The sequence below is a fragment of the Sediminibacillus halophilus genome (genome assembly GCF_900103695.1).
GTDB classification, from domain to species: domain Bacteria; phylum Bacillota; class Bacilli; order Bacillales; family Amphibacillaceae; genus Sediminibacillus; species Sediminibacillus halophilus.
Genome location: NZ_FNHF01000001.1, coordinates 1,166,829 through 1,185,429 on the forward strand (window position 1 = coordinate 1,166,829; position 18,601 = coordinate 1,185,429).

Consider the following 18,601-nt stretch of genomic DNA (forward strand, 5'->3'; position numbering starts at 1 on the left):
AGATAAGAGAAGTGTGAAAGGGAATGAATGCAGGAGTACTTCTTTATCCTGTTGATTTAGCAATACAAAGCATGGATTAAACACCAGGAGAAAAGAGTACATACAAATAAACCGAGCGAATCCGATCAGCATTTAGCGTTCGTTCGGTTATTAGTTTGGTGGCTATTCATTCCTCATTCTTAAGATCATCTATCAACTTTTTCATCTCGCTTATTTCTCTGCGTTGTGCCTTGATGATTTCATCGGCAAGCTTTCGGACTCTCGGATCTGTTATTTGAGCACGTTCACTTGTCAGTATGGCAATAGAATGGTGTGGGATCATTGCCTCCATATAATCTGTATCATCGACCAAGGTTTGGCTGCGGAGCAGGAATAAAGATAAGAAAAACACTATAATACTTCCCGCTGCGATACCGAGGTTAGCTTTTCTGTTCTTGAGCATGCGAAACATAAAAAGCAGCATAATCATCGTCATGGCTGCCCCCATCATGGTTGCCATATACACCCTTGTCTCACTGAAAAAAACATGATTCAAACGATAAGTACTAAAATACTTGAAGATAAACATGACAATAGTGGAAGTTAACACCATGCCGGCAAATCGTATATATGGTTTCATCTTTTGTCACTCCTTAAACTGCTTTATCAGAAGAAATACCCTGCCTCTTCATTGATAAAACAACCTTCGAAGCTTTCCACCCTCCCATTTTTAGCGATATCGCCTTCATTTATCGATAGATAATCCCGGTTTATTGATTATTTAACTGGGAACACTACAAAAAAAAGCAAAGAAGGAATTAAAAATGACAATTAAAAGATCCATAATTCTGCCGTTTATGCTAGGGAGTTTTCTAATTGCGGCAGGATGTACATCCGACAATAATGCCGATAACGATCAGCAGGCTGACTCCGAGACTTCCCAGGTGACTGACAATCAAGACGCAGAGGCAGACAGCGGGGAAGCAACAGAAAACAATGACAACGAGAATGACGACAGAACCCAGAATGAAACGGACGAGAACACCGGAACGAGCAATCAAGAACCTTCTTCTGTCAGCGAGCAATTAAAAATGAAACAGTCAGCGGTCAAACTGCCGACTAGTTTTCCGACCAAGGAAGATGTGGAACCGCAGATAGAGGAAAACTCGGATACCGCTTATACAGTTAAATATCAGACTTCATCAGGAGAAGAGGTTGCTACTTTTTCCGGGACTTTGTATGATTCCGCAGAAGATGCAAGCAGTGCAATGAACGAATTTCAGAGTGGCAAAGAAGTTCCATCCTATGATGAAGGAGCAACAGATTTAGGACATGGGATAACCGGTTATGGGGAAGGAGCAACAGGTCACCAGTACTTTAGCTGGCAAGAAGGGAATTGGCTTTTCAGTATTAGCTCCCTTACTCAGGATAATATGGATCAACCTGGCATTGCGAAAAAAATGGTGGATTACCTGGAAAACCATATGCTTCCTGCACCCGATCCTACAGGCGCAGTGCTGGTGGATTACCCTCAAGGCGGAAAAGAAGTCCAGGTAGATATTCGGTGGCAGGAGCAGGATAAGATTTATCGGCTGACAACTGATCGGGTGCCATTGGATGCCTTGGAAATGGCTACCTCCGTAAAGTGAGACTGTGCATCACACTTAGCTTGTAGAAAACGAAGGTTTTCTACAAGCTTTTTATTTAAAGCGCCACCCTATCCTATTCCCCTGCTCATTCGGAAGGAAAGGTAGTTTTCCCCTTCAACATTGGAATAAGCAGGTCTCTCCGACTGATATTGAAACCCCTTTGCTTCATAAAAAGGGAGTCCTTTTTGATTACCTTTTTGGACAGATACCCACTGTCGTTTTGCCCCTTTTTCCAAATGAATACCGGTCAGGAACTCAAGTAACTTGCCGCCAATTCCTTCTCTGCGCCGTCCGGGATCAAGATAAAGCACATATACTTCGCTTTCTTTTTCACTAATCATTCCTCCGCCGATTGCTCCTACCACTTCCTGATTGTCGACTGCGACTATGTAACCATCCCATCCATCTTCCTCCTGAAGCTCATTTGTTATCCGTTCGTGATTATAAAAAATGCGATTATTCCGTTCAATATTTTCCCTGCTTCTGATTCCTGCGTAAGTGTCCCTGCACCCTTCTATACATACATGTGCAATTCCTTCAACATCTTCCGTGACTGCACGTCTTATCTCCACCATCCAATCACCTCCTAAAAATCTGAATTCGTCCTCATATTAACACAACTTTTCATGTCATTCTCACAATATGTACCCAGACAAAAAGCAGGCTTAACACCTGCTTTTTTTGAATCTTACACTTACTAGAAGTTTTGTCCTTGTCTTATCAAAAAATGCTGTACTGCCCCGATCATACCTGCATCATTCTTATGTTTACAAACAGCAAGCGGGACACGGAAGTCCTTCCAAAATTCCATTTGTTCCAGCTTTGTTTCTATCTTTTGCAGGAGATCAGCTTGCGCGCTAACACCGCCCCCGACTAGTATGATTTCCGGATTCAATGTGACCGCCAGGTTGTACAATCCGCTGCTGATACTAGTCAGCCATTCATCCAAGATAGCAGCACATTGTTCATTCTGCTCTGCCTGTTGAAAAATCGCTTGTCCTTCCACCTTTTCGTTCGTATCAAGCCGCATGAATTGTCTGTAATCCTGAATCAGGCTACCGGTCGAACCGTTACGATGCCAGATCGCTTTGTCAGGAAGTGACCTGTCCGTTATCATGAACCCGAATTCTCCACCTCTGAAGGATTTGCCGTGCAAAACTTTTCCATCTACCACAATCCCTCCGCCAATTCCTGTCCCAATCGTTACACATACAAAATTCTTTACGCCTTGGGCATTACCGTTGAACTGTTCGGCCAAAGCAGCACAATTCCCGTCGTTTTCGACCTCTACCGGCACATCGATTTTCTCTTCCAACAACGTTTTAATGCTCCTTCTTCTTATACAGACCACGTTTCCCGCTGTATCAGAATCCAAGTATCCAGTTACTGGATTAATCGGGCCTGGCATACTAATCGCTATTCCGTTAACAGAATGACGAGAACGGTATTGCTTGATGATAAGTTCCATTTCCATCAAAAACCTCTCTAAATCAGAGACCGGTGTATCGTATTGAGCCTTTTCCAGTATAATGCCGTCCCCAAGTATTACCGAATGCTTCACTTTCGTTCCACCCACATCAAAAGCAATAAACTTGTCCGTCAATCGCTTCCTCTCCCTTTGCCCCTTTATTTCTACTCTTCTATTTTATTTTATTACGTATTAGTATCCGCTTATACCAATTAGGGACTTCCTGTAATTATTTCAGGTGTTCCGGTTTCATCTCATATAACAGAACATTTTTAGCCTTTCATCTCGTATTCACCATTCTGGTAGACTTTATAGACACCTACTGTTCCGGAACCGCCATCCTGTTCAATCGCCTTCGATGTCAGAGTAATGGTGTAATAAGACCCTGCTTCATCTTCTTTCAGTTTTCCGCCCAAGTCATCGAAAACAATATCTTCATTCTCTTTCATTTCCAATTGCTGTTTTAAATAAGTAATAGCGGCTTCCCCATCGGTGATAGCAGGATTACTTCTTTCATTGGTGGTAGCGGCAGCTTCATCAGCGTCAATAGATGTGTCTGATTGATTTTTCACAGTATCCTTCGATTTTTGTTCCTCTGGACTTTCCTTTTCTTCTACAGAGGTTCGTGCCTCTTCCTCATTTGTTTCCTCTTGCTTTTCGGGAGTGTCTGATACTGCTTCGCCATCTTCTGCTGGTGACTCCTCACCGGAGGCCGACTGCTGTTCTGCTGCTGAATCATCGGAAGCATCACTGCATGCAGCCAGGAAGAATATAAAGAAAGAAAGCATGACTAGGAACCCCGTTCTGTTTGACATGTCTTCGTACAACTCCTTTTGGAAGATAAAACTTTTGATTACATTTGCAGGTGCGTACACTTCTTTGTTAAAACTATCATAAGTGAAAATCGAAATCTACTCTCTACACATCCTCAGAAAAACAAACCTACCGACCTGTCCAAGCTGTCCGGTGTCCGTTCTCTCATTCGAATGATTGTTTGAACTCCCAGAAACCAGGCGTTTCTTTGATCACTCCTCTGGATACCGTCTCGACCATTTTCAATTTTATTTCCTGTTCCAAATCATCCCTTTCCTGAAAGGAAGTATATTTGATAGATTTCTTTATTTTAGGTTCCATTTGGGTAATGAACTCGGTAATTAAATCGTGTTCTTGTTTCATCGTGTCACCTTTCCTTAAAATATTTTTTCAACTTCGTGATTGCCTGCCTGTGAATTTTCGATATATTTTGGGAGGAGGTTTTCCTTACAGCAGCAACTTCTTTGATTTTTAATTGGTCGACATAAATGAGTGCGAGCACTTCTTTTTGAAGCTTGCTTAATTGCTGAATGGCATCATACAACTTTTCATCCTGTATATGATCTTCCAATTTTTCACTATCCTTAACGATTTCTTCTACTGGATCAGTTGTTTCCTTGGAAAGGATGTCCATCCATTCATCTTCTGAATCCGTTTCCTTATCGGACAACGGCTGATTGAGTATCGTTAAATACTTTTCATAATAGGTACGTGTTCGCTTATCAAAGTTGATCGAATTAAAATAGATCAAATTAGAAAAATACTTGGTCATCTTTGCCCGGCGATAAAAATCACGAAATTTTTCGTCCAATCTTCTTTGGCTTTCTTCCGTTTTCTCCACCAGTGCTTTTTCCAATAGCTGTTTGTTTTCCTCATTCAAAAAAAACGACTTGACTACCGGCTGCCTTGCAAAGGCATGATATCTTTCAAAAAATTCTTCTACGCTATCATGATGACTGTTTGAGAAGCGCTCATATTCCATAGATGCATCCCTCCTACTATGTAAAGAGCATGAAACAGGATAAAAATAAACTGATTTACACAAAAATAAGAACATTTGTTCGCTTTTTTTGTCATTATATCGCAATATTTGTTCCAGTTTCTAGTGTAAATATAACTATCTTGTTCCGGTTTACTTTTGCTGTAAATCCTTCTCTTTTTAAATTTAAAGAGAAAAGAAAGGAGGAGGAAGAATGGATTCGACGCTTGTCCCTTCATTAGTGACACTTGTAAGCGATCTTGGATTTCCGGTTGTCATGGTATTATATCTTTTGTTCCGGTTTGAGAAACGGATAACTGCATTGGCGCAATCTATCGACAGGTTGAAAGAAGCAGTCAGTCAGGAAAAATGAATTTATGGATAGATGCCCATCTTGTGTCCTTTGTTGGGTGAAACAGGCTACAAACTCCCCTCTCTTCAATAGAATGAATTAGAACTGATAAGGAGGGGAGATATAGGATGAATAACGAAATTCAGGAATACCCTGCCCTAGCTCAACAGGAATATTATTCAGAGGAACGCGGCAGACCCTTTTACGGTCCGCGTCCATTCTTTGGCCCGCGCCCATTCTTTGGTCCAAGACCATTCTTCGGACCTAGACCGTTTTACGGAGGCTTCGGCTATCCATTTCTTGGTGGTGTGGTGGGCGGATTTCTGGGAAGCTCACTGCTTTATCCGCCATATTACGGATATCCTCCATATGGAGGCGGCTATTATTACTAAAAACAAGTTAGGGGAGACTGTTTCAGCCGAACAGTCTCTTTTATTTGGTTTGTGGATACATATGATTTTTTTAGCTGGATGCCGCAATGCAGGTCGCAGATGAAGAATTGCATCTTATCTTTTCGAGTTGACGTTTTGTCTCCATCGTGATGACAAGAAAGGAAAGCAACTCTATACTGGATTTAACAAATCGAACAAAAGGAGGGGAAATGGTGAAGGTGTTATTGGATGTGGATCGTAACCATGAAAGTACGACTGTTACAATCCAGTGCAGGGAAATCGATGATTCGATTAAACAAGTTCTCGATTTCCTGGAAAACAGAAAGACAGACTTTATTATCGGGAAAAACGGGGATCAACAACATATTTTGAAACCGGAAGAGGTTTACTATTTTCAATCGGAACGGGATACAGTCCTGGCTGCAACCCCAGCAGGAATATTCAAAGTCAAAGAAAAATTATATGAACTGGACCAAACTCTTCCTAAGGATCGGTTTATCCGGATTTCCAAGTCGGTTGTCGCAAATCTTTTTGAAATCAGCCACTTCGAACCATCCTTCAACGGCACACTTTGTGTCCATTTCAAATCCGGAGCGAAGGAATATGCTTCACGGCATTATGTCAGCAATATCCGATCTATTTTAAAAATGAACAGGAGGGATAAAAAGTGAAAACCTTTTTAGTCAGAAGCTTGATTGGTATCTTTTTTGGTGCATTTATTGCCGTATTGGCTACTAATTCTCTAGTATATTTCGCAGATGAAAAGGTGCTGGACGGGGGACTTTTCCTGAGAAATTCACTTGGCTCTATATTTTGCGGATGGTTGTTTTCTGTTACCCCGCTTTACTTTGAAATCAGATCTTTATCGCTTTTTCAGCAGACCGGACTTCACTTCGTTACCGCCATGGCTGCTTACTTTATACTTGCCTATCAAATTGGCTGGATTCCGGCTGGAACAGCAAGCATCTTGTTATTCCTTATCATCACGCTGGCAATATATGCGGTGATCTGGATTTGCTTTTACCTTTACTTCAAAAATCAGTCCAGGAAGTTAAACGAGGAATTACTGCATATTGAATAAGAAAAACATTGGGCGCCTTGCCATCTCTGATCTCATTCCCTAGACTATCATTTGAGGATATTAGTTTATATAAAAATTAATATCCTCTTTAATATGGCAGTATCGACATATTAACATGGCATTCGTCTTATCATGTTGTTTTCTTTTGGAGTGAAATATAACTTGAGGTAAAGTATGGTGTCTTTTGTGTACCTATCCTTCCGAAATATCTTTCGTTGAAGAAAAAGATATTCCGTTTATACTAGAAACTGAATGGAATACTGATTTAACAATACTTTAAAAAGTGAGGATATCCGATGATTGCAAAGACTGAAGAAGATTTTAAGGGATTAAAAGAAATTGGTGAAATTTGTGGAGCAATTCGAAATGAATTAATCCATTGCACCAAGCCTGGAGTCACTACAAAAAAACTCGATGAAATAGCGGGACAGCTTTTTGAAAAAGCAGGCGCTCACTCTGCACCAAAAGGAGAATACAATTTCCCTGGATATACGTGTATTAGTATAAATGAAGAAGTAGCACACGGAATCCCAAGAGAACGGACTATCCAAGAAGGGGACCTGGTTAACATTGATGTTTCCGGTTCAAAAAACGGTTATTTTGCTGATACCGGTACTTCCTTTGTGGTTGGTAAGGGAGAGATGATTTTACAGAAAATATGTGATGTTGCAAAGGAAGCATTTGATGCCGGGCTTAAGCATGCAAAACCGGGTTCGAAAAAAAGCGAACTCGGAAAGGCTGCACACAATGTAGCAAAACAGCATGGATTAACAGTCATAAAAAATCTTACTGGACACGGTATAGGGCGCTCCATTCATGAGGCACCAGAACATATTTTCAACTTCCACTCTCCCTGGGACGATGAAACTTTAAAGAATGGCATGGTAATTGCCTTTGAACCGTTTATCTCTACTTCTGAAGAGGAGGTCTTCCAATCGGAAGATGGCTGGACCTTCCTAACTGATGAAAGCTTTGTAGCTCAATACGAACATACGATTATCCTTACAAAGGAAGGGCCGATTATTACCACATTGTAAGAGAACGAATCCCAACCTAAAAACAAAAACCGGGCGAATTCGATTAGCATTAGAATTCGCCCGGTTTTGCTTTGGTGACCAGCTTTTGGCCCGGCCGATTTTTTCATTACTTCATAACAGCAAGCGAACCCATTGGATCCCATGGTTTCAAAACTACTGGCTCCTGCTCCCAGGCTTGCTTCAGTTCCTCTGACAAATATTTTTTGTGAACGACTACCTGATAAGTGTATTCGTTCATCCATTCATCACTCATTACGAAGTAGCCTTTGTCGCCTACTTTTTCTCCCCAGCTGTTTTCAACCTTCCATCTGTTTGGTTTATTATCGACAAGATTGACACCGGTCAACACCATTGCATGTGTCAGCAGTCCGTCTTTAAAGTCAAGCCGTTCCGCTTTCGACATGCCTGGCGAGAAGCCGAATGCCTGTTCATAATCAAAGAGAGCGGTATCCATGATTCCTTCTTTTCGATTGGAATCCTGTGCGACATCGCAACCGAACCAGACACTTTCATTATCTTTTATCTGCTTAACGGCGAGCTGTTTCAAGGTCTCCATATCGACATTTAGATACTTGATCGGTGTGCCGTCAACCACGTTACCCAGCCGATCGACTGTATAGGTCTTTCCATAAGGCTTATCCTCTGTAGGGGCATTGATGACACTTACATAATCATGAAGGTTTATCCCGACATATTTTTCAAAGAATGCGTGCGGGGTTATGCTTTCTTCCCTATGGAAGGCATGCTCTTCGTCCCTGAATTCAAAGTCAAATGTCCGAGGAGGCTCCCCGAGAGCATAAACAAGCATGGTATAGATATTCGATAGCATCCCCTCTTTCACTTGCTGCAGCTCTGCTTCCGGTTTGCCTTCCCCATGAAGTTTGCGGAGTTCAACAGCGTCCTTGCGCAAAGTGGCATCCAACAGCTGATTCAATTGGGCTGAATTGCTGCTGTGAAAGGTTTCAGGCATCACCTGTTTTGGAACGACACCATATTTATCAATCAAAGAAACAAACATATCCCATTGACCGCCGTCCTGCTGCGGAGTCTCCAGCAGCCAGGAAACCAACCTTCCATCAAGTGGCTCCTCCACCGTATCGAGAATGTTTTCCAAGAAATAGTTCGATTTCTCGAACTTATCCCAGAAATTCGTATAATTTTGCGAAAGCTCAAAGTCCTTCAGATTAAACAAATCGTTCAATTTGTGTGTAAAAGTGTTCAAAGCCGCGAACATCCAGCAGCGTCCGCTTTGCTTTTGATTGGTCACTTTCCCTGTTTTAATTTCCTCGGAAAACACGTGATTCATCGATACAACGGAATCATTGTTTTGGATGGAAGCCTGGATGCCGTTTTTCATGATTGCGTCTTTAATTACCTTGCTTTGCGGATAGTTATAGAGACTATTCGAAAAAGCTTCCACCATATCCTTATCGATTTTTTTGGTCATCTGTTTTTCCTCCCCTTCTTTGTATAGTACCTATTCCATTATACGCCTTTTCACCCGGAAAGACTAAAGATTCAGAAAAAATAAACTGTTCTTGTTCTCCCCAAGTTGTTGCAGCTTTTCCTATATTAACCAAATAACTTGACACGAACATTGATAATAATATAAATTTTGAAAGCATACTATTTTTATAGGATTTATTTGTGTTAGAAAGAGAGCAGAATGATCGGTAGCTACATATGCTAACAAGAACACAAGACAGGGGGATTATGGATGGATATTTTATTTATTTTTACAAATATCATTGTATTACTAGCCATTATCGGTATTTTAATTACCATGCAACGCAAACACGTTTCCTTTACGAAACGAGTGTTTACGGGCCTCGGGATGGGAATCGTCTTGGGTGCCATCCTACAATGGGTCTATGGAAGCGGCTCTGAGGTGCTTGCCACGACTGCGGATTGGTACAGTATCGTCGGCCGCGGCTATGTCAACTTTTTGATGATGATTGTTATTCCACTCGTGCTGGTATCGATCATTCAATCGATTATTAATCTGGATAAATCAGCAGAACTAGGAAAAATGTCTGCTTGGATTATCGGTATTCTGATTACGACAACCATGGTAGCGGCTCTAGTCGGAATTGCTTCCGCCACTATTTTCGATCTTAATGCCGAACAGATCGAAGCAGGTCAAGCCGAACAGGATCGAGGCTCTTCTCTGGAGGCCACTTTGGATGATGTAGTGGAAACCCAATCCACACCGCAAAAGATATTGAACTTTATCCCGTCCAATATCTTTTTGGATATGACCGGACAGCGTTCAACCTCCGTCATCGCGGTCGTCATTTTTTCGGTCATTGTCGGAATCGCTGTCCTTGGCTTAAGACGAAAAAACCCTGAACAAGCCGAAATGTTTACCAAAATGGTAAATGCCGTCTATGCTGTAGTCATGAGGATCGTCACGTTGATTTTGCGTTTAACTCCATACGGAATTTTAGCTTTGATGGCAAATACAGTTGCTACTACCGATTTCGCAGGTATTATCGAATTGGGTAAATTCGTAATGGCATCCTATGCTGCACTGCTGACCATGTTTGTGATCCATTTGGTGTTGGTAGGGGTATTTGGATTGAATCCAATGACGTTTTTACGGAAAGTGACCCCAGTATTAGGCTTTGCCTTTACATCCCGTTCCAGTGCCGGAACAATCCCATTAAATATTTCGGCACAGAAAAACTCTCTTGGTGTTGACCAGGGAATAGCTAATATTTCCGCTTCGTTCGGAGCGACCATGGGGCAAAACGGGTGTGCGGGAATTTACCCAGCCATGCTTGCCGTTATGATCGCTCCGACTGTCGGAATCGATCCACTTGACCCATTATTCATCTTACAATTGGTCATCATCATCGGAATCAGTTCTTTCGGCATTGCTGGGGTAGGAGGCGGCGCAACCTTCGCAGCGTTGATTGTGTTGTCTTCCTTGAATATGCCAGTAGCATTAGCTGGGCTGTTGATCTCGATTGAAGCATTCATCGATATGGGCCGAACCGCCTTGAACGTGAACGGAGCGATGGTATCCGGCACGTTGACTTCACGCATATTAGGCAAGCTCAATGTAAAGACCTATGATGACAAAACTGCGATCGATGACAGTCAATCCGTATAGTATGCATTTTAAGAGGGAGGCAGCTTTCATTCAAAGCTGCCTCCCTCGCTCATTCACTCTTTTTCTATTTTTCTTCACCTCGTATAGTACCGCACATAGGAAGGATTCGCTGTGATATATAATCCACTTTTAATTTGGTACATATACCCGCCGCCAACTGGAAACCTGTCCCGAATGACGGTGAAAACTTCTCCTCTATTGACGACAACAGCCTTATCATCCCAATCTGCCGTATTGTAAGTCCATAAGGAATCTACAATGATCTCCACATATTTCTGCACTCCGGTATCCCCGCCACTACTTTTGGGAGTCAAACCGAGTGCGTTCGCCAGTCCGTCCGCATGCCCACGGGCAATTCGGGTAAGAAAAGCATCGGATTTTAGGTTTGCTGCATCTGCGGAATGGTCAATAAAACCGTTCTCCGTCAACACCGCCGGCATAGCAGATTCCCTAAGCATATGGAAATTTGCTTCTTTTTTGCCACGGTCTCTAAACCCTGTTTGATTGACAACCGAGTCATGAACGATCCCCCTTAGCCGGTTTGTTTCCGCCTTTCCAGAATAACTGCCATTATATGTGTACGATTCAAACCCTGTTCCGCCGCCAGCGTTGATATGAATCGATACTAGATAATCGGCTCCCCAGTTATTGGCCATGTTGGTTCGCTGTGTTAATGAAATATCTTGATCGGTGGTGCGCGACAACATAACAGAGTGGCCTTCATACTCACTGTTCAAGATATCGCGAATTTTCAGCCCAATGGCCAGTGTTAGATGCTTCTCCTGCAACCCGTTACCAACAGCACCAGGGTCACTGCCACCATGGCCAGGGTCGATGAAAATTTTTGTCATGTTCATCCTCCTCGGAAAATAAAATAGTAATCTATGCATTTTACTCTGACTTTAGATTTGGAAGAAGCACCCATAAAGGGTGCTCCTGTTTAAATCCAACTTCGCCTATGATGGCGGCAGCAACGTCTGTCGCGTCCGCGATCATCATTATTATCTGAAGCCGGGCTGACACGTCTGCAATGTCCTCGATTATCATTACTATCCGAGGCCGGACTGACACGTCTGCAGTTTGGGTTGTTAAGATCACTACCGCAGTCATAATCCTCTACTACGGTTTCATTCACTTCGTAATTTCTGACAGGGTAATAATTTTCATTTCTTACAACGGTTCTATTAACGTTTTCTACTTCGGTCGGATGAACATTCTTCACGACACGCTGCCTTGTTCTTGTGTTAACTACTCTTTCTGTCGGATGGACTACCATTTCATCCCTTGCCGGAGAAGTCTCACTTGGTGAAACGGCATTTCTCCGTTTATCACAGTTATGACAACGTCCCATTTCATTCCCCCCTTTCCATTAGGGATACTACAGTGTATGAATATAAAAATGGTTTGTCCTAGACAAGTATCTTGTCGAAAGAAAATGTGCACTTCTACTAAAGGGGTGGGCCAAATAGTTTTTTAATAAAAAATCCTGCTCCCCTTCACTTTGAAGGAACCGCGTTTTAGAGACGAATTATAGTAATTCAGGAATTAAAGCGTATTAGATAAGTCATTACCAGTATTAAAGAAAGATATGCTGTAATAATAATCAACCACAGGATTAGCAGCGGCTTTTTCCCGATCTAACCTTAATCCCTAAACAGCGAGCACAAAGTAAGCAGTGAAGCCGACACCCAGATGGAAAACAGGTTAGGAGAAGGCAACTGTAGTATAATTGTTTAAAAAACAGATAATAGGAGAGTAGATTTATAGTGAAGAAGATGAATGATTATATTGATAGCGTTTTTGCCCCTAACGACGCACTTCTCAAAGAGGTAACAGCATCCATTAAGGAGAACGGAATGCCATCGATATCCGTGTCTCCATCTTCCGGAAAACTGCTGACCATGCTAGTTTCCATTTCCGGTGCTCTAAACGTATTGGAAATAGGCGCACTTGGTGGTTACAGTGGCATATGTCTGGCAAGAGGCTTCGGAAGTAACGGAAAATTGACTTCCCTGGAGCTCGAGGAAAAGTACGCAAAATTGGCAGAGAACAATTTGGCTAAAGCTGGATTTGGCAACCAGGTCACTTATCTCACGGGACCTGCACGGAAAAGCCTGGAGAAATTGGAAGAAAATCAACGACAATTCGATTTTTTCTTTATTGATGCGGATAAGGAGAACTACAAGCATTACTTGGAGCATTGTATCAAGCTGGCTGAACCAGGCGCATTGATAGTGTCTGACAATGTTTTAGCTGGAGGTAGCGTAGTAGATGACACCTCGAAGAAAAAGCGTTATACAGAGGATATGAGACATTTCAACGAACTTGCGGCCAATCATCCACAATTAGAGTCCTTGCTCATTCCGATTGGAGATGGATTGACGGTTTCCAGAGTAAAAGAAAAATAGAGTGTGTTCTCAATGTCCAGGAAGGTCCACAGCGGAATCGGGTGTTTCGCTGCGGACTTTTCTTTTAACCGTTTTATTTGGTAATCTTGACCAAGTTCCCATGTGTTAAAATGACAGTAAAAAATCCACTTTTTCATTCTGTAAAAGCTCACACTTCATTAGGAGTGTTTCTATTGAATAAACGCTTGCTTTTATCTTTTTTAATCGTGGTTACCTTTACAGCTTGCGATAATGAGAATCAAACTTGTAAGTTGTACACAGGAGAAAGCGAAAACTGGCAGGTCAGATATGAAATCTATCAACCTGAAGAAAACAAGCAGGAAACCTCATTTAGTATCTCCTATAAAGAAGAGGAACCGTTATCGAAAAAAAGGATTTCATATACCTTCGATTTTGATGCCGGTAGCACAAAAGGTGAAGACACATTGAACGAAAATGGATTAATTGAAGAAAGTGGCAGTATGTGTGAAGGTTGTGCTCAATCAGAGGCAGAAGCAGTTGCATTTGAGATTGACTGGGCAGAAAAATCGGGAAAAATCACTTTGACTCCTTGATATAAAGGAAGCCACGTTTGAAGTCTCTTCAAAACGCGGCTTCCTTATTGCATCACTCCCGGTAAATTCAAAGTACGGAGGAAGACAGATTCCCCCCCTGCAAGTTTTCTCGATGTAGCCCTAGCTTGTGTATCAATTTCACTTACAAATACAGAGTTTGCACCCAGGAAATTGCCGCAATAATAATCGCACCTGCAATTAACCAGATTCCCCAGCTTCTTTTTTTATTAAAGACATGTATTCCATTCACCAAAAACAAAGCAACAATAATCCAATTGGTTATGGCGAATGGATTTTGATAATGCCAACTCCATAAAGATAAGCAAAAAATCATTATCACTGCGGTTATCAATATGATTGTCATTATTTTAAATGGTGTACTTAATAACTTAAATAGCATTTCATTATTCCTTCCCGATGAGATTATTGTCCATAAATCTCCATTGGTGAACGACTGTAAAAGATACCGATACCATTGGCTGAATAGTTTTTTAGTTTGTTTATTTTCTCGATATATTTTTTACTCGTTGTACAACTTCTTTGTCTCCTCCTCCATTTAGAGCACCGGCTGCATCAAAGTGCATCCATTTTCTGTTGGAGAAAAATAAGGCCGAATTTTTCACTCATCTCATCTAACTCTTCCTGGGTATATCCCATCTCCTCTAAAGTAAGGCCAATGGAACGATCCCCTTTCAAGTCATATTTCTGAATAGCTTTTTCTTTATCAATTTTTGCGCAGCCCCAACCATAGTAGCAAAGCTAGGCGTTCCGATAACAATCACTAGTACCCACACGACCAAAAGAATATTCCTAACGTTTTTCTTCATCAAAATTCCTCACTTGTATTTATCATATATCACTTTCTCTAAATATACCTTTATTCCCTTTCATATATTCTATTATGATAGAGTTGTTTTTTTACCATCAACAGTACAAAGCAATGTTCACATTTTTTGTCTTAAAACCTTACTCCAAAGGAAAACTTTGCCTGGAAGTCAGTTATTTTGGACATGATTAATCATTCCCTTTTATTGGGGTAGAGGGTACCAATCTCTTTAATAAAAAGGCAAGCCACGTTTGATCAGTTATCAAACGTGGCTTGCCAATGAATTACTCCTGCCAAACATCCTAATCGAATCGGAGTCGATTTTTAATCTGTAGACTCTTTTTACAAGTTTTCCCCATCCGAGACGATGACATCTTTGTACCAGTAAAAGGACTTTTTCCGCTTCCTTTCTAATGTGCCGCTGCCATCATCATGCTTGTCTACATAGATAAACCCATAACGCTTCGAATATTCTCCAGACGATGCACTGACCAGATCAATACAGCCCCAGCTTGTGTATCCCATCAGGTCCACACCATCTTCGATTGCTTCGCCCATTTGTTCAATATGTTCGCGGAGGTATTCGATCCGGTAATCATCGTTGATTGAACCATCCTCTTCTACTTGGTCATAAGCGCCTAAGCCATTTTCCACAATAAACAAAGGAACTTCATACCTTCCGTAAAGTTTGTTCAAAGAAATCCTCAAACCGATCGGATCTATTTCCCAGCCCCAGTCACTCGCTTTCAAGAATGGGTTCTTCACCCCTTGCATAATGTTGCCCTGGATTCCATCCAAGTCGGATTTGTCTTTCTTTTCCGTGCGAGACATATAGTAACTGAATCCAATATAGTCTACAGTACCTTCTTTGATGATTTCGAGATCCCCGTCTTCCATTTCTAATTCAATCCCATGTTCTTTGAAATAGCGGTTGATAAAGGCCGGGTATTCCCCCCTCACTTGAACGTCAGCGCAGAAGTAGTTAAACAGTTCTTCTTCCTGGAGTGCGTGCATGGCGTTCTCGGGATTACTGTCATAAGCATATACGGGAGCGAAAATAATCATGCAGCCTATTTCCGCTTCCGGCATCATTTCATGACACAACTTGACCGCTTTGGCACTGGCAACAAATTGATGATGAAATGCCTGGAATGTCGGCTGATACTTATCTTCTTCCTTTTGGATAGAGAAACCGAGCCCCATGATCGGCATCATCAAACCGCTATTGATTTCGTTAAAAGTCATCCAATATTTCACTTTACCTTGATAGCGGTTGAAGATCGCTTTCACGTATCTTTCAAAAAAGGCGACCACTTCCCTGCTTCTCCATCCGCCATATTCTTTCACTAAATGGACCGGCATTTCGTAATGGGAAATCGTAACCACCGGCTCAATGCCATGCTTGTGTAATTCATCGAATACCCGATCATAAAAGGCAAGTCCCTCTTCATTCGGCTCCAACTCATCGCCGTTAGGAAAAATGCGTGTCCATGCTATCGACATACGGAACACTTTAAAGCCCATTTCCGCAAACAAGGCGATATCCTCTTTGTAGCGGTGATAAAAGTCGATGGCTTCATGATTCGGGTAAAACTTTTCTGGATCAATCTCGAAATCGAAACCCGGATTGCTTATTAGCGATAATCTTTCTTTACCACCTGGTAGTACATCGGCAATATTCATTCCTTTATTTCCTTCATGAAAACCGCCTTCAATTTGATTGGCAGCTGTTGCGCCGCCCCATAGAAATCCTTCTGGAAAACGTTTTGCCATTGTTTATTCCTCCAATTTTTCATTTATTAAAAATAATGACTGTAGTGTTTAAATCCCCATAGCACCTTATCAGTAGGAGGGGAACCCGTCCTTTTTTACCAGACCCCGCTACAGCATTACTTTATCTCGCTTTTGCTTCAAACAATACACCTTGAGCTTTTACTTCTTTTTCACTCGTCATTTTGATTTCGTAATGATCACAATTCGGCACCACTACAGGTGTGGTCAAGGAAAAGCCGTCTTTTCTAATGGCATCCAAATCGAATTCAATCAAGAGTTGACCTAGCTCCACCCGGCTTCCCTGTTCAATATGAGCTTCAAAGTGTTTTCCATTCAACTGGACAGTATCCATTCCGATATGAATCAACACCTCTGCGCCTTGGTCAGACAGGATGCCAATGGCATGATTGCTTGGAAATAAAGCGGAAATGGTACCGGTAACTGGTGCATATACTTTTCCTTCTGTCGGTTCAATCGCAATCCCTTCTCCTAACGAACCGGATGCGAAAGCTGTATCCTCAATCTCAGACAGGTTTCTTAACTCCCCATTTAGAGGGCTGAAAATCGTTTCGTCGTTCACTTTTTCTTCACCTGCGGCTGTCTCTTCCCGGGAAGATTCATCGGATGACGTCTTATTCTCCAATCCTGATTCTGCTGTGCTTTCTTCTATTTTGTTGACGCTGCCAAAGAAGTAAGTTAAAACGAAAGCTAAAACCGCGCCGACCCCCACTGCCCCCAATGCACCTATGGCCGCTGTGTTGAGCCCTTCTTCCGGATGGATAAAGGAAGGGTATTGGAATACTCCCAGACCGCCCATGACATAAGCTTGGGTACCAAACAGACCAAGGATCCCTCCGCCTATTGCCGAGGAAATAACCGTAAAAATAAATGGTTTCTTTAGCGGAAGTGCGATACCATACATCCCCGGCTCTGTAACACCGAAAATCGCAGATATAATCGCCGGTACACTCAATGTTTTCGTATTTTGGTTCTTAGTTCTTAACCAAACAGCAAAAATCGCTGCCGCAAGTGCGAATGAATGGACAAAAATCAATGCCAAAATCGGATCGATGCCGCCTACCGCAATATTGTTCATTGCTATTGGAACAAGTCCCCAATGCAGACCGAACATGACAAACACCAGCCAGAAACCTCCAAGGAAAATTCCCGCAATAACCGGACTAAGATCATAAGCCCAAATCGTTGCCTGACCGATCAACTGACTTGCCCAGGTCGCAATCGGACCAATAATGATAAAGGTCAAGGGGATAATTATCAGCAAGGTGAACATGGGAACCAAAAACATCTTTACAACAGACGGTACGATTTTCTTAAGGAAATTTTCCACTTTAACTGCGAAAAATGCTGAGACAATGATCGGGATAACCGACATCGAGTAGGTCATCAAAATGACCGGAATACCAAAAAATTCAATATACACTGGTGATTCAAACATGGTTCCCGAAAACAGCGTGTACAGAGGATCTCCTGAAGCCGGAATTCCTTCCAGATCCGGATAAACCAGCGCCATTGCGATAACCATTCCCAAGAACGGTGTACCACCGAACTTTTTCATTGCCGTATAGCCTAGAAGAATCGGCAAGAAATAAAACAGCCCGTCTCCGATCGCATTCAGGATTTGATAGGTTCCGCCTTCCTCATTAAGCCAGCCGACTGCCACAAACAAGGCATTGAAGCCTTTAATCATACCAGAAGCCGCTAATACTCCTAGTATCGGTGTGAATATGCCGGAAATCATGTCGATGAAGCGGTTGAACAGCCCCCCTTTGTCTTCCCCTTCGTCACCATCCACTGCTCTTTCCGCCTGAAAACCGCCTTCCTCAACCACAGCTTGATAGACATCTGCGACATGGTTCCCTATAACGACCTGGTACTGGCCGCCGCTTTTTCGAACAGTCACTACGCCATCCATATTTTTCAGTGTTTCTGTATTCGCTTTACTTTCATCTTTCAATTTAAAGCGAAGACGAGTAATACAGTGGACTACACTGTTAACGTTTTCCTTGCCGCCGACATTTTCAATTATGTCTTTAGCCAATTGAGTGTATTTCATCGTGATTCCCCCTGACTTTCCTTCGTATTTTTGTAAATAAAAAACCTGAACCGTTTTGAATAGACACATAGCTATGCGTCATTCAAATCGATTCAGGTTAT

The 18,601-nt window shown here is 42.1% G+C and carries 20 protein-coding genes and 1 pseudogene; 9 read left to right on the plus strand and 12 right to left on the minus strand.

Going from position 1 to position 18,601, the window contains the following annotated elements:
• Window positions 1-166 precede the first annotated feature (166 nt).
• Entirely contained in the window at window positions 167-619 is a 453-nt protein-coding gene (locus BLR82_RS05985) for a DUF305 domain-containing protein (RefSeq protein WP_074598038.1), read from the minus strand.
• A gap of 184 nt (window positions 620-803) precedes the next feature.
• On the opposite strand from BLR82_RS05985, the gene BLR82_RS05990 reads away from it, so the two are divergent.
• Window positions 804-1,628: a hypothetical protein gene (locus tag BLR82_RS05990; protein WP_083334727.1), complete on the plus strand. Its 825-nt coding sequence runs from the start codon at window positions 804-806 to the stop codon at window positions 1,626-1,628.
• Window positions 1,629-1,696: 68 nt separating this feature from the next.
• On the opposite strand, the gene BLR82_RS05995 is transcribed toward BLR82_RS05990, so the two are convergent.
• The 5 genes from BLR82_RS05995 to BLR82_RS06015 form a co-directional block, all read right to left on the minus strand.
• Complete coding sequence (locus BLR82_RS05995; RefSeq protein WP_074598039.1) at window positions 1,697-2,203, minus strand: GNAT family N-acetyltransferase; 507 nt, start codon at window positions 2,201-2,203, stop codon at window positions 1,697-1,699.
• A gap of 122 nt (window positions 2,204-2,325) precedes the next feature.
• Complete coding sequence (locus BLR82_RS06000) at window positions 2,326-3,231, minus strand: ROK family protein (RefSeq protein ID WP_074598040.1); 906 nt, start codon at window positions 3,229-3,231, stop codon at window positions 2,326-2,328.
• A 137-nt stretch (window positions 3,232-3,368) separates the two neighbouring features.
• The gene (locus BLR82_RS06005; RefSeq protein ID WP_074598041.1) at window positions 3,369-3,911 is read right to left on the minus strand and encodes a hypothetical protein; all 543 of its coding nucleotides are present in this window, start codon (window positions 3,909-3,911) and stop codon (window positions 3,369-3,371) included.
• 163 nt (window positions 3,912-4,074) lie between these two features.
• On the minus strand, window positions 4,075-4,272 hold the full coding sequence (locus BLR82_RS06010) for a hypothetical protein (RefSeq protein ID WP_074598042.1): 198 nt from the start codon (window positions 4,270-4,272) through the stop codon (window positions 4,075-4,077).
• A gap of 4 nt (window positions 4,273-4,276) precedes the next feature.
• A complete protein-coding gene (locus BLR82_RS06015) occupies window positions 4,277-4,891 on the minus strand; it encodes a sigma factor-like helix-turn-helix DNA-binding protein (protein ID WP_074598043.1) in 615 nt (204 codons plus the stop codon).
• Window positions 4,892-5,102: 211 nt separating this feature from the next.
• Here BLR82_RS06015 and BLR82_RS20560 point away from each other — a divergent pair, with 211 nt between their 5' ends.
• From BLR82_RS20560 to BLR82_RS06035, 4 genes are all read left to right on the plus strand, one after another.
• The gene (locus BLR82_RS20560) at window positions 5,103-5,261 is read left to right on the plus strand and encodes a YvrJ family protein (protein WP_081704568.1); all 159 of its coding nucleotides are present in this window, start codon (window positions 5,103-5,105) and stop codon (window positions 5,259-5,261) included.
• Window positions 5,262-5,368: 107 nt separating this feature from the next.
• The gene (locus tag BLR82_RS06025; RefSeq protein ID WP_245693654.1) at window positions 5,369-5,632 is read left to right on the plus strand and encodes a hypothetical protein; all 264 of its coding nucleotides are present in this window, start codon (window positions 5,369-5,371) and stop codon (window positions 5,630-5,632) included.
• A gap of 212 nt (window positions 5,633-5,844) precedes the next feature.
• On the plus strand, window positions 5,845-6,303 hold the full coding sequence (locus BLR82_RS06030) for a LytTR family DNA-binding domain-containing protein (RefSeq protein ID WP_074598044.1): 459 nt from the start codon (window positions 5,845-5,847) through the stop codon (window positions 6,301-6,303).
• Window positions 6,300-6,713, plus strand: a complete 414-nt coding sequence (locus BLR82_RS06035) for a DUF3021 domain-containing protein (RefSeq protein ID WP_074598045.1) — start codon at window positions 6,300-6,302, stop codon at window positions 6,711-6,713. Before BLR82_RS06030 ends, BLR82_RS06035 begins: the two co-directional genes overlap by 4 nt.
• 60 nt (window positions 6,714-6,773) lie before the next feature.
• Here the strand turns inward: BLR82_RS06035 and BLR82_RS21595 are convergent.
• A pseudogene (locus BLR82_RS21595) lies at window positions 6,774-6,884 on the minus strand (HNH endonuclease); the annotation flags it as partial.
• Window positions 6,885-7,009: 125 nt separating this feature from the next.
• Between BLR82_RS21595 and map the strand changes: the two are divergent.
• Window positions 7,010-7,750: a type I methionyl aminopeptidase gene (gene map / locus BLR82_RS06040; RefSeq protein WP_074598046.1), complete on the plus strand. Its 741-nt coding sequence runs from the start codon at window positions 7,010-7,012 to the stop codon at window positions 7,748-7,750.
• 106 nt (window positions 7,751-7,856) lie between these two features.
• Here the strand turns inward: map and BLR82_RS06045 are convergent, their stop codons facing one another.
• Window positions 7,857-9,197 (minus strand): C1 family peptidase, encoded by a 1,341-nt coding sequence (locus BLR82_RS06045; protein WP_074598047.1) that lies wholly within the window; start codon window positions 9,195-9,197, stop codon window positions 7,857-7,859.
• Window positions 9,198-9,467: 270 nt separating this feature from the next.
• On the opposite strand from BLR82_RS06045, the gene BLR82_RS06050 reads away from it, so the two are divergent.
• Window positions 9,468-10,865, plus strand: coding sequence for an L-cystine transporter (locus BLR82_RS06050; protein ID WP_074598048.1), 1,398 nt, complete (start codon window positions 9,468-9,470; stop codon window positions 10,863-10,865).
• A gap of 74 nt (window positions 10,866-10,939) precedes the next feature.
• Here the strand turns inward: BLR82_RS06050 and BLR82_RS06055 are convergent, their stop codons facing one another.
• Together BLR82_RS06055 and BLR82_RS06060 are read right to left on the minus strand one after the other, a co-directional pair.
• A complete protein-coding gene (locus BLR82_RS06055; protein WP_074598049.1) occupies window positions 10,940-11,716 on the minus strand; it encodes an N-acetylmuramoyl-L-alanine amidase in 777 nt (258 codons plus the stop codon).
• A gap of 89 nt (window positions 11,717-11,805) precedes the next feature.
• On the minus strand, window positions 11,806-12,216 hold the full coding sequence (locus BLR82_RS06060) for a CotD family spore coat protein (RefSeq protein WP_074598050.1): 411 nt from the start codon (window positions 12,214-12,216) through the stop codon (window positions 11,806-11,808).
• 415 nt (window positions 12,217-12,631) lie between these two features.
• On the opposite strand from BLR82_RS06060, the gene BLR82_RS06065 reads away from it, so the two are divergent.
• Together BLR82_RS06065 and BLR82_RS06070 are read left to right on the plus strand one after the other, a co-directional pair.
• A complete protein-coding gene (locus BLR82_RS06065) occupies window positions 12,632-13,273 on the plus strand; it encodes an O-methyltransferase (RefSeq protein WP_074598051.1) in 642 nt (213 codons plus the stop codon).
• A gap of 173 nt (window positions 13,274-13,446) precedes the next feature.
• Window positions 13,447-13,827, plus strand: coding sequence for a hypothetical protein (locus BLR82_RS06070; RefSeq protein ID WP_074598052.1), 381 nt, complete (start codon window positions 13,447-13,449; stop codon window positions 13,825-13,827).
• 1,168 nt (window positions 13,828-14,995) lie between these two features.
• On the opposite strand, the gene BLR82_RS06080 is transcribed toward BLR82_RS06070, so the two are convergent.
• Complete coding sequence (locus BLR82_RS06080; RefSeq protein ID WP_074598054.1) at window positions 14,996-16,426, minus strand: glycoside hydrolase family 1 protein; 1,431 nt, start codon at window positions 16,424-16,426, stop codon at window positions 14,996-14,998.
• Between the two features lie 121 nt (window positions 16,427-16,547).
• A complete protein-coding gene (locus tag BLR82_RS06085) occupies window positions 16,548-18,500 on the minus strand; it encodes a beta-glucoside-specific PTS transporter subunit IIABC (protein WP_074598055.1) in 1,953 nt (650 codons plus the stop codon).
• Window positions 18,501-18,601: the final 101 nt, after the last annotated feature.